The sequence below is a fragment of the Segatella baroniae DSM 16972 = JCM 13447 genome, from assembly GCF_000426585.1.
Lineage (GTDB): Bacteria > Bacteroidota > Bacteroidia > Bacteroidales > Bacteroidaceae > Prevotella > Prevotella baroniae.
This window is the reverse complement of sequence record NZ_AUFQ01000003.1, coordinates 50,358-62,371: the sequence shown is the minus strand read 5'-3', so window position 1 is coordinate 62,371 and position 12,014 is coordinate 50,358. Positions and strand designations below refer to the sequence as shown.

Sequence of the window (12,014 nt, the reverse complement as noted above, 5' to 3'; positions counted from 1 at the left end):
ATAGAAACAGATGACAAATGATCATGATACAGCTAAAGAAATGTTGTTTCCTCCTCTTCCTGTTTGTCCTAAGCAGCTCCTTGATGGCGCAGTCCTTGGTCATTCGGGACAAATATAAAGTAAAGAAAAAAGACACCATTTACGGCATAGCCCGGAAATTCGACATAACCATTCCGCAACTTCTCGAAGCCAATCCGCAGATGAAGCAAGAGGGGTATGAGCTTCGTCATGGAGACTATGTCATGATTCCACAAGTGGATTCAGGCGACAAGCCAACCGCCACGTCGCAGAATGCCGCTGCCGCAAGAGTGTCGCAGCCCGCGACCGCCTCGACGGCAGCGACCCGCCCTTCCGGCGACAGGCTGACGGTCGGCGTCATGCTCCCCTTGCACGACGTGGATGGCGACGGCAGGCGCATGACCGAGTACTATCGTGGCCTGCTGATTGCCTGCGACAGCCTGAAAGCCAAGGGCCTGTCCACCGACATCCATGCCTGGAACGCGGCGATGGACACGGACATCAACCAGCTGCTGCAGGACGTGCATGCCAAGAATTGTGACGTGATATTCGGGCCGTTGTACAGCAAACAGGTGAAACCATTGGCCCAATTCTGCAAGAAACATCATATCAGGTTGGTGATTCCTTTTTCAATCTCGGGCAACGAGGTGAGCGAATACCAGGAGTTGTACCAGGTCTACCAGTCGCCCGCCAAGCTGAACCAGCGCAGTATCGACGTGTTCCTGTCCCGTTTCGGCGACTGCCATCCGGTGTTTATCGACTGCAACGACACCACCAGCAGGAAAGCGGCGTTTACCTTCGGGCTTCGCAAGCAGCTGGAGAGCCGCGGAATCGCCTACAGCATTACCAACCTGAAGTCGAGCGAAGAGAATTTCGCCAAGGCTTTCGACACCAACAAGCGCAACGTGGTTGTGCTTAATACGGGCCGTTCGCCTGAACTGACGCTGGCCCTCAACAAGTTGGATGGCTTGCGGGCCATGCGCTCCGGCGTGTTGGTCTCACTTTACGGCTACACGGAATGGCTGATGTACACCAAATACAATATAGAGCATTTCCACAAGTTCGACACCTATATCCCTTCCACCTTTTATTATAATCCTGTGTCGGGGGCCACGGCCGGCTTTGAGCGCAACTATCGCCATTGGTTCCAGGCCGACATGCTCTATGCTTTACCCCACTTCGCGCTGACGGGTTACGACCAGGCGAGCTTCTTCTTGCAGGGGTTACGCTCCTTCGGCAAAGGATTTACCGGCTCGAAATCGCAGAATCGCCATCGCGCCCTCCAGTCGCCGCTCCATTTCTCTCGTGTGGGCGACGGCGGATACCAGAATGACAGTTTCCTGCTCGTTCACTACCGCTATGACGGCAAGTTGGAACTGATGGAATTTTAACTTGCTTTTCCGCATCTATTCGTTATGAAGAAAATCCTTGTTTTTATACTTTCCCTCTTGTCCTTGCAGGCAAACGCCCAAATAGGTCTGCACCGCAATGATTTCCAGATAGGCGTAAACGGAGGACTGGTGATGAGCAATGTCGGGTTCACGCCCAAGGTGAACCAGCAAGGACACAACGGTTTTACGGGGGGACTGACGTTGAAATACACCTCAGAGAAGTATTTTTCCACCATCTGTTCCATCCTTGGCGAGATCAACTACGCGCGGGTGGGGTGGACGGAAGACATCATCGACCACGACCGGAATCCCGTTGTCAACGCCGTGACGGGCCTGGCCGAGGAATACAGCCGCACGCTGAATTACATCCAGGTGCCGCTCTTCGCCCACTTGGCCTGGGGAAGGGAGACGAAAGGCATGCAGTTTTTCGTCAATCTGGGGCCGCAGTTCGGCTATCTGTTGAGCGAATCCACCCAAATGAATTTCGATTTCAAGAACCGGAACATGACCGACCGCAGCAACCAGGTCGTGGCCCAGGACACGATGGCTGTGGAAAACAAGCTGGATTATGGTATCGCCTTGGGCGGCGGAATCGAATACGCGCATCCCAAAATCGGTCATTTCTTGCTCGAAGCGCGTTATTATTATGGGCTGGGCAACATCTACGGAAGCTCCAAACGCGACTATTTCGCCAAGTCAAACCTGGGAAACATCGTCGTCAAGGCCACCTATCTGTTCGACGTCTCGCGCACGAAGAGGTGCAAGTAGACATTCACAAGAGGATGTCAATGTCCATGTACACCCCGAATAACCTAATATTAATTTAAAATAATTCTTATGTTTGAAAATCAACCTAAAGGCCTCTTTGCGTTAGCGTTGGCCAACACCGGAGAACGCTTCGGTTACTACACGATGCTGGCTATCTTCGTTCTGTTCTTGCAGGCTAATTTCGGTTGGGGCGAAGGCCTTGCCGGAACCGTCTACGCGTCGTTCCTGATGCTGGTTTATTTCCTTCCAATCGCCGGTGGCGCCGTGGCCGACCGCATAGGCTTCGGCAAATGCGTCACCTTCGGCATTCTCGTGATGTTCCTGGGCTATCTGCTGCTTGCCATTCCGGCCGGTTCCGGCGCCCTTGCCGTTGCCATGATGGTCGCCGCCCTGCTGTTGATCAGCGTGGGGACAAGCCTCTTCAAAGGCAATCTCCAGGTGATGGTGGGCAATCTCTACGACGACCCGAAGTATGCTTCGCAGCGCGACAATGGCTTCTCCATCTTCTACATGGCCATCAACATCGGCGCCATGTTCGCGCCAACGGCAGCCTTGAAGCTCATCGCATGGGCCAAGATGGCATTGGGAGCTTCGGAACAGACCGCCTACCACTATGCCTTCGGCGTGGCCTGCGTGTCTTTGATCGTCTCCATGGCCATCTACTACGGTTTCCGCTGGACCTTCGCCCATGTGGACAACTCGGCCAGAAAGGTGGAGAAGAATGCCGGCGCGGCCATTGAAAAGCGGGAAGAGACGCCTGAAGAGAAAGCCGACACCAAGTCGCGGCTGGTTGCGCTCTACCTTGTTTTCGCCGTTGTCATCTTCTTCTGGATGGCTTTCCATCAGAACGGACTCACCTTGACGTATTTTGCGCGCGACTTTGTCGTCAAGAGTGTCGAAGGAACGGTCGGCATGTTGTTCGACATTACGAACATTCTGGCTTGCATCTTCATCATCTACTCACTGTTCGCGCTCGTTCAGAGCAAGACCAGCAAGGGCAAGGTAATTGCTTTCGCCATCATCGCTTTGGCTGCGGCTTATCTTGCACACAATTATAATGCCACCCAAGGGGTGCAGACTGCCATCGAGGCTCCTATCTTCCAGCAGTTCAATCCGAGCTTTGTCGTATTCCTCACTCCGGTCAGCATGGGTCTGTTCGGTTGGCTGGCGTCCAAAGGCATGGAGCCTTCCGCGCCCCGCAAGATCGGCTATGGCATGCTCGTGGCCGGCGCCGCCTATGTCATCATGATTTTCGCGTCCATCGGCTTGAGCTACAACCTGACCGACGAACAGCGTGTTTCACCCAACTGGCTCGTCATCACCTATCTCGTTCTCACCTTTGCAGAGTTGCTTCTCTCACCAATGGGCATTTCGTTCGTGAGCAAGGTGGCTCCCGAAAAGTACAAAGGCGTGATGATGGGCTGCTGGTTTGGCGCGACGGCCATCGGCAATTTCCTGGTTCAAATACCGGCCTATCTGTGGAAGGCAGTGCCCCTGACGGTCGTTTGGGGCGTCCTGGTAGCCCTTTGCCTGGCTTCCTTCATCTTCGTCTTCGCTGTGATGAAGAAGCTGGAGAAAGTTTGCTAAGCAGATGAACTGAACGGAAGTGGCGCATATCGGACTCTGTTGAACATGGTTCGGTATGCGCCATCGCCATACATGCGTGCGACCAAGAGACAACCGGGGCCGAACATGTCGGTGTTTGTAAATATTTTTGGCGTAAAAAACGCATCTTTTTTTACCTACATCTGGAGCTGCAAAACCCGGAAAGAGGGCAGGCCGGGCGGCAAAAGATAGATGACAAGTTGCGCCCGTGGCGCTTTCACTGGCTGAAAGCAGTCCTTCCGACGCGCTGAAGCACGACTTTCAGGATGCGACAAGGGCCTTTCTACAAGGCAAAAGGAGGCCTGTTTCAAGGTGATTGGGCCACCGTGTTTGACCGGCGAACCGCAACAAGCTGACAGTCAGTCCTTTGCACTCCTGTCTAAAAACACGTTTTTCATCCCGTCCTGTTGTCTCTTGCTGAAAAACGCAGCCATTTCAAAGCTTTTGTAAATATTATTCATAGTCGTCGGAGCCTGTTTTCCAAGCGTTCGGGAGGCTGGACGATGAGGATGGAGGGCAGGCTTTGCAAATGGATGGAGGCCCCAAAGCACGCTTGTCATTTCCTAAAAACAATCCAAAAGCATAGGGTCGGCGAAAATATACGCAAGAGATGATGGCGCAATCATAAAATTGCGCTATCTTTGTAGTCAAGACTTGAATAAGCAAGTCGTACAACTTAAATTTAAGATATAATGAAACCAACATTGTTGCTATTGGCTGCGGGAATGGGCAGTCGCTACGGAGGACTGAAGCAGTTGGACGGTCTGGGCCCCAACGGCGAAACGATTATGGATTACTCGATTTACGATGCCATCCAGGCAGGGTTCGGCAAGATTGTCTTCATCATCCGAAAGGATTTTGAACAGCAGTTCAGAGACAAGGTGCTCAGCAAGTATGAGGGCCACATCCCCGTGGAACTCTGCTTCCAAAGCATAGACGCGCTGCCCGAAGGCTTTGCCGTTCCCGAAGGCAGAGAGAAGCCTTGGGGCACCAACCATGCCGTGCTGATGGCCAAGGACGTCGTGAAAGAACCATTCTGTGTCATCAATTGCGACGATTTCTACAACCGCGACTGCTTCATGGCGGTGGGCAAGTATCTGAGCGAGCTGCCCGAAGGCAGCAAGAACCATTATGCCATGGTCGGATTCCGTGTGGGCAACACGCTGAGCGACAATGGAACCGTGGCCCGCGGCATTTGCTCAAAGGACGCAGAAGACAACCTGACGACCGTCGTGGAGCGCACCGAAATCGAGCGCCGCGAAGGGGAAGTGAAGTATAAGGATGAAAACGGCGAGTGGATAGCCGTGCCCGACAATACGCCCGTCAGCATGAACGTGTGGGGATTCACGCCCGATTACTTCGCTTACAGCGAGGACTATTTCAAGCAATTCCTGTCCGATCCGGCCAACATGGCCAACCTGAAGGCCGAGTTCTTCATCCCGCTGATGGTCAACAAGCTGATTCTGGACGGCACGGCGTCGGTCAAGGTGCTCGACACGACAAGCAAGTGGTTCGGCGTCACCTATGCCGCCGACCGTCAGGGTGTGGTCGACAGAATACAGCAGTTGGTGGACGACGGCGTCTATCCGGCCCGCCTGTTCTGAGAGAAACCGAAAAATACAGAAAAAGGCATATCATCGATGTGCCTTTTTTTTGTACCTTTGCATCCATTATGAATATCGACGTACTAACAGACAAGCAGCTGACCTTGCTCGAAGAGTCCATCGGACAGGCAGAAAAGATAGTGGTCTGCTGCCACAAGTCGCCCGACGGCGACGCGATGGGGGCCGTCCTGGCATGGTCGGACTACCTGCGGTCGCAAGGGAAGGCACCCAGGGCCATCGTCCCCGACACCTATCCCGACTTCCTGAGATGGCTGCCGGGCAGCGAAACATTGTTGCGGTATGACAAGCACAAGGAAGAAGCCGACCGGATAGTGGCCGAAGCCGACCTGGTGTTCTGTCTCGACTTCGACGGACTCGACCGTCTCGACGCCATGGCGGCCGCCATGGACAACTTCAAGGGCCGCTACGTGCTGATCGACCACCACACCAATCCACGCATTCCCGGTGCCTTGGCGCTGTCATTCCCCGAGATGTGCAGCACGTGCGAACTACTGTTCCGCATCATCTGCCAGCTGGGCGGCTTTGAACGAATGAACCGCCACATGGCCGTCGCCCTCTATACGGGCATGATGACCGACACCGGAGGGTTTACTTATAACTCCACGCGCCCCGAAATCTATCATGTCATCGGGCAACTGTTGACCAAAGGCATTGACAAAGACAAGATATATCGCAACGTCTTCAATGTGTTCAGCCCCTGGGCGATACGTCTAAGAGGTTATCTTATGTCGCAGAAACTCAATGTTTTTGATGACTTTCATGCAAGCTATTTCACGATTTCCCGCCGCGATATGAAGAACTTTCATTTCATCAAAGGTGACGTTGAGGGGCTGGTGAACGAGCCTTTGAAAATCAAAGGCATGAAATTGAGCATTTCATTGCGCGAAGACGACCGGCGAGACCGGGTCGTTTGGGTGAGTCTTCGTTCGGTCGATGACTTTCCTTGCAACCGGATGGCGGCTGAGTTCTTCGACGGCGGCGGCCATCTCAATGCCAGCGGCGGCCATCTGAACTGCACGTTGGCCGAGGCAGAGACGATTGTGCGCACTGCAATAATTCGTTATGAAAGCCTGTTGAAAGGTTAAAATATAAATAAATCCATAAGGGGGCACAAGTGGATATAAGTATTTTTTACTACCTTTGCCCCGTAACCATTTGTGTGTAAAATGAAAAGAGCATATCTGTTTTTGCTGGCGTTTGTCGCTCTGGCGACCTTTGAATCGTGTAAGAACGGCGAGACATACGCCGATTTGAAGAAAAAAGAGCGCACGGCCATCAGCGATTACATAACGAAGCATAATATAAAAGTCATCTCGGAGGCAGAGTTTTTCGCGCGCGACAGCGTGACCAACCTGAAAGACAACGAGTGGGTGCTGATGAACAGCACTGGCGTCTACATGCAGATTGTAAGGAAAGGCGTCGGAACTAAAATAAAGAAAGGTGAAATCAAGAACCTTTTGGTGAGATTTGACGAAACCGATGTGAAGACCGACTCCGTGGTTTTGTCGAATCGTTGGGTCTATTATTCCAGTCTGGTCGACCACATGGTGGTCAGAAACAATTCGGGAACCTTCTCAGGAAGCTTCGTCCGTGGCAAGAGCACGATGTACAGTCGATACAATTCCTTGGCAGTGCCTGCCGGTTGGATGATTCCTTTCGACTTCATCAACATCGGTCGACCGAAGAAAGACGGCGACGAATTGGCCAAGGTCCGCCTGATCGTGCCCAGTTCGTCGGGCACGCTCAGCGCGTCGAACAGCGTCAGACCCTACATGTATGAACTGACTTTCCAGGAGGAATAGCCCTTCCGGCTTGTCAAAGCGCCTCAATCTATTAAAAATAAATACTTATGACACTAATCAAGTCTATATCGGGAATCCGCGGGACAATCGGCGGCAAGACGGGCGACACATTGAATCCGTTGGACATCGTCAAGTTTACGTCGGCTTACACCACCTTCATCCGGCGAAGCGTCAAGACTCCGTCAAACAAGATAGTCGTAGGGCGCGACGCCCGCATATCGGGAGCGATGGTGAAGAATGTCGTTTGCGGAACGTTGATGGGCATGGGGTATGACGTTGTCAACATCGGACTGGCGACAACGCCCACTACCGAGCTGGCCGTAAGGATGACAGGAGCCGACGGTGGTATCATCATCACCGCCAGCCACAACCCGCGCAACTGGAACGCATTGAAGCTGTTGAACCACGAAGGTGAGTTTCTGACCAAGGAAAACGGCAACGAAGTGTTGTCCATTGCCGAACGCGAGGATTTCGACTACGCCGATGTCGACAGCTTGGGACGTTATGTTGATGACGACACGTTCGACAATCGCCACATAGAATCGGTGCTTGCCTTGAAACTCGTCGATGTCGAAGCTATCCGCAAAGCCCATTTCCGGGTGGTCGTGGACAGCGTCAACTCGGTCGGCGGCATTGTCCTGCCGAAACTTCTCGACAAGTTGGGCGTGGAATACAAGTTCCTCAACGGCGAAGCGAACGGCGATTTCGCGCACAATCCCGAGCCGCTGGAAAAGAATCTGGGTGGTATCATGGGCGAACTGGCCCACGGTGGTTACGACCTGGGTATCGTCGTGGATCCCGATGTCGACCGACTGGCGTTCATCTGTGAGGACGGAAAGATGTTTGGTGAGGAATATACGTTGGTCAGTGTGGCCGATTATGTGCTGCGGCACACGCCCGGCAATACGGTCAGCAACTTGAGCTCGACCCGCGCGCTGCGTGATGTGACCGAAAGATATGGTGGCGTCTACACACCGGCTGCCGTGGGCGAAGTCAACGTGACGACCAAGATGAAGAAAGTGAATGCCGTGATTGGCGGAGAAGGCAATGGCGGGGTGATCTATCCCGAGAGCCATTATGGCCGCGACGCACTCGTCGGCATTGCACTCTTCTTGAGCAACCTGGCGCAGAAAGGGTGCAAAGTGAGCGAGCTGCGGCGGGAATATCCCAACTACTTCATCGCCAAGAACCGCATCGACCTGACGCCGAGTACTGACGTAGACGCCATCTTGGAGAAGGTGAAAACGATATTCGAGGCAAAGCCAGAAGCCCATGTGAACGACGTGGACGGCGTGAAGATAGACTTCCCCGACAAGTGGGTGCACCTGAGAAAGAGCAATACAGAACCGATCATACGTGTCTACAGCGAAGCCGGCTCCATGGAAGAGGCCGACGGATTGGGCAAGCAGATGATGCAAGTCGTCTACGACATGCAATGAAATATCAAGGCATAGGTCCGCCACGCAGTGGGTCTATGCCTTTTTCTATTATAACAAATCAATACTCCCATGAGAAAGAAACTACTTATAGTGTTGCTGTCATTGGCTCCGTTTGTGTCGATGGCCGAGAATGTCGTGATACAATCCAAGAACATCACGCTCGTCTTGAATGTGGAAAAGGGCAAGTCGCCCGAGTTCATGTACTTCGGCAACAAGTTGGTCGGCAACGAACTGAAGAACATCTCCGTCCCGACAGGCGGACGAATGGACATCTATCCTGCATACGGAATGAATGCGCCCGTTGAGACCGCATTCGCCATGACGCATGCCGACGGCAACATGTCGACCGTGCTGGTGGCGACAGGCTGTGACGTGATGCAAAAGGGCAAGACAACCGAGACCGTCGTACATCTGAAAGACGCGGTCTATCCACTCTATGTAGACTTGCATTACCGCTCTTATGCCGATGTGGACATGATTGAAACATGGGCCACCATACGGAGTGAAGAGAAAGGAAAGGTCACGTTGACGCAATTCTCGTCGGGCTGCATGCCCATCCGCCGCGGTGACGTCTGGGCCACCCACCTCCATGGCTCCTGGGCCAATGAAGGACGGGTGGTGGAAGAGCCACTCAATCCCGGACAGCTAATCATCAAGAACAAAGACGGTGTGCGCAACAGTCATACAGACCATTCGGAAATCATGTTCTCGCTCGATGGCAAAGCCAAGGAGAACAGCGGCGACGTCATCGGGGCGGCTCTGTGCTATGGCGGCAACTATCGTCTGAAGGTGGAAACCGACGACACGGAATACCATTACTTCTTTGCGGGTATCAACGAGGACAATTCCGCCTGCCATCTGAAGAAGGGACAGTCGCTGGAAACACCCGTGCTGGCCTTCACTTACAGCCGCGATGGACTGAGCGGCGCTTCCCGCAACTTCCATCGTTGGGGGCGAAACTACATGTTGGCCAACGGCAACACGGAGCGTCGTATCTTGCTGAACAGCTGGGAAGGGGTCTATTTCGACATCAACCAGCAAGGCATGGACGAGATGATGCGCGACATTGCGGACATGGGCGGTGAGCTTTTCGTGATGGATGACGGCTGGTTCGGCGAGAAATATCCACGCAAGTCCGACGATTCGTCGCTCGGCGACTGGGCTGTGGACAGGCAAAAGCTGCCTGAAGGCATTGAAGGACTGCTGCGTGACGCCAAGAAACATGGTGTAAAGTTCGGCATTTGGATTGAACCGGAGATGACGAATACGGTGAGCGAGCTATATGAAAAACATCCCGATTGGATTGTCAAGGCACCGAAACGTGCCGCTGTCTTGGGACGTGGAGGTACGCAGTTGGTGCTCGACCTGGCCAATCCGAAAGTGCAGGACTTCGTCTTTGGCGTCGTGGACGACCTCATGACAAAATATCCAGAGATAGCTTATATCAAGTGGGATGCCAACATGCCGATCATGAACCATGGCAGTCAGTATCTTCCGATGGGGGAGCAGAGCCACCTGTATATGGCCTATCACGAGGGACTGAAGAAGACATTGGAGCGCATTCGGGCCAAATATCCGCTGCTGACGATTCAAGCTTGCGCCAGCGGAGGCGGTCGGGCCAACTGGGGAATACTGCCTTGGTTTGATGAATTTTGGGTCAGCGACGACACCGACGCCCTGCAGCGCGTCTACATGCAGTGGGGGACGAGCCTGTTCTTTCCCGCCATTGCGATGGCCAGCCATATCAGTGCGTCGCCGAATCACCAGACCCACAGGCTGGTGCCGTTGAAGTATCGCGTGGACGTGGCCATGAGCGGCCGCCTCGGCATGGAGATTCAGCCGAAGAACATGACCGAGGAAGAGAAGGCGTTGTGCAAGAATGCCATCGCGGAATACAAGCAGATTCGTCCGATCGTGCAAATGGGAGACCTCTACCGCTTGCAAAGTCCATACGAAAACAAGGGCGTCGCCTCGCTGATGTACGTGGACGACGCACGCCAAAAGGCCGTGTTCTATTGGTGGAAGACGGAGACATTTGTCAACCAGCACCTTCCGCGCGTCAAGATGGCTGGTCTGGACGCCGACAAGATGTACAAGGTGCACGAGCTGAACCGTATAGACAACCAGCCTTTGGCTTTTGAAGGAAAGAGCTTCAGCGGCGCTTACTTGATGTCGCAAGGGCTCGAAATCCCCTACACGCATCATGTGGATTACCATAAGAATACGGCGTGGGCAAGTCGAATCCTCTATCTTGAAGCCCAATAAACAGAAAAGCCTTCCATGGACGATGGGAGGCTTTTTTGTCATTCCTGGGTTTGATGGAAGTCTTTGCGGAGCTTGCCGGGCTCGGGAGCACTCACATCGGGCTTGATTTGCTCGACCATATTGACAATGCTGTCGCCTGACGGCAGGTGGAAGAAGCCCACTCTGACGATGTTTCCAATCTGCGCGCTTCCCTTCACTCGCACGCGGCGCGCCTTGTAATATAGGGTGGTGTCTTTTCGGGAGGGGTAGGAAAGGAGTTGGAGTTGCGCTTTGCCGGACCCTTCGCCGATGTAATAGATTCCCACGCTGTCCTTCGTAGAGGACGCAACGATTGCGGCGGAGGTGGTATCGGGCTTCGCCTTCGGTTCGTAAGGCTCGAAAACGGAGGCGGCCACCGTGTCGCCGGGATTGTCTTCCTTTGCGAATTTGCAGGACATGGTGACCGATGTCGAGACGATTAGGGCCGAAACAAAGAGGAAAAGCTTTTTCATTGAAATGTCATTTTGATGCGAAAGTAAGGAAATAATTTGTAACAGAGAAATAATAGCCGTATATTTGTCGACCTATAGCTTGTATATGCAATCGTATCAGTCGATGGATAAGAACGAAAAATACAACCTCTTGACAGCGCAGGTCAGAAGTCTGGCAGCCGGAGAGACCAATCATGTGGGCCTGTTGGCCAATGTTGCGGCGGCCATGAAGGCTGCATTTCCGGAAGCGTTCTTCTGGGTTGGCTTCTATTGGGTGCATGGTGAAGAACTCCAGCTGGGCCCATTTCAGGGGCCTGTGGCCTGTATGCGCATCGCGAAAGGACGTGGTGTCTGTGGAACGGCATGGCGCGAGAACCGCACTTTGATTGTTCCCGACGTCGAAAAGTTTGCCGGCCACATCGCCTGTTCCTCCCTTTCGCGTTCCGAAATCGTCGTCCCCATCCGCCATCATCGGTCGGGCGAAGTGCTTGGCGTCATCGACATAGACAGCACTTCCTTGCAGACATTTGACCAGACGGATGGTCTGAAATTGGAAGCCATCGCTAAAATATTGGCAGAAACTATTGGAGAATCAAAGAATAATCTCTAATTTTGTCTAAAACAACACCAT

General features: G+C 53.3%; 10 protein-coding genes. 9 read left to right on the top strand and 1 reads right to left on the bottom strand.

What is annotated here, in order from left to right; all coding sequences use genetic code 11:
- Positions 1-17 precede the first annotated feature (17 nt).
- The 8 genes from K334_RS0103320 (at position 18) to K334_RS0103280 (ending at position 10,913) form a co-directional block, all read left to right on the top strand.
- A complete protein-coding gene (locus K334_RS0103320) occupies positions 18-1,409 on the top strand; it encodes a LysM peptidoglycan-binding domain-containing protein (RefSeq protein ID WP_390896190.1) in 1,392 nt (463 codons plus the stop codon).
- A gap of 24 nt (positions 1,410-1,433) precedes the next feature.
- Complete coding sequence (locus K334_RS0103315; RefSeq protein ID WP_025881148.1) at positions 1,434-2,177, top strand: porin family protein; 744 nt, start codon at positions 1,434-1,436, stop codon at positions 2,175-2,177.
- Between the two features lie 69 nt (positions 2,178-2,246).
- Complete coding sequence (locus K334_RS0103310; RefSeq protein WP_021589461.1) at positions 2,247-3,764, top strand: peptide MFS transporter; 1,518 nt, start codon at positions 2,247-2,249, stop codon at positions 3,762-3,764.
- Between the two features lie 710 nt (positions 3,765-4,474).
- Positions 4,475-5,386 carry a glycosyltransferase family protein gene (locus K334_RS0103300; protein WP_025881150.1) on the top strand — a complete coding sequence of 304 codons (912 nt, stop codon included), beginning with the start codon at positions 4,475-4,477 and terminating at the stop codon, positions 5,384-5,386.
- A 68-nt stretch (positions 5,387-5,454) separates the two neighbouring features.
- Positions 5,455-6,492, top strand: coding sequence for a DHH family phosphoesterase (locus K334_RS0103295; RefSeq protein WP_025881151.1), 1,038 nt, complete (start codon positions 5,455-5,457; stop codon positions 6,490-6,492).
- Positions 6,493-6,573: 81 nt separating this feature from the next.
- Complete coding sequence (locus K334_RS0103290) at positions 6,574-7,209, top strand: BamK family beta-barrel-assembly machinery protein (protein WP_025881152.1); 636 nt, start codon at positions 6,574-6,576, stop codon at positions 7,207-7,209.
- A 47-nt stretch (positions 7,210-7,256) separates the two neighbouring features.
- Positions 7,257-8,648: a phosphoglucosamine mutase gene (glmM, locus tag K334_RS0103285; RefSeq protein WP_025881154.1), complete on the top strand. Its 1,392-nt coding sequence runs from the start codon at positions 7,257-7,259 to the stop codon at positions 8,646-8,648.
- A 69-nt stretch (positions 8,649-8,717) separates the two neighbouring features.
- Positions 8,718-10,913: an alpha-galactosidase gene (locus K334_RS0103280; protein ID WP_027444508.1), complete on the top strand. Its 2,196-nt coding sequence runs from the start codon at positions 8,718-8,720 to the stop codon at positions 10,911-10,913.
- Positions 10,914-10,951: 38 nt separating this feature from the next.
- Here the strand turns inward: K334_RS0103280 and K334_RS13425 are convergent, their stop codons facing one another.
- A complete protein-coding gene (locus tag K334_RS13425) occupies positions 10,952-11,404 on the bottom strand; it encodes a hypothetical protein (RefSeq protein WP_025881156.1) in 453 nt (150 codons plus the stop codon).
- Positions 11,405-11,507: 103 nt separating this feature from the next.
- On the opposite strand from K334_RS13425, the gene K334_RS0103270 reads away from it, so the two are divergent.
- Positions 11,508-11,993, top strand: a complete 486-nt coding sequence (locus tag K334_RS0103270) for a free L-methionine (R)-S-oxide reductase MsrC (protein ID WP_036889917.1) — start codon at positions 11,508-11,510, stop codon at positions 11,991-11,993.
- Positions 11,994-12,014 lie beyond the last annotated feature (21 nt).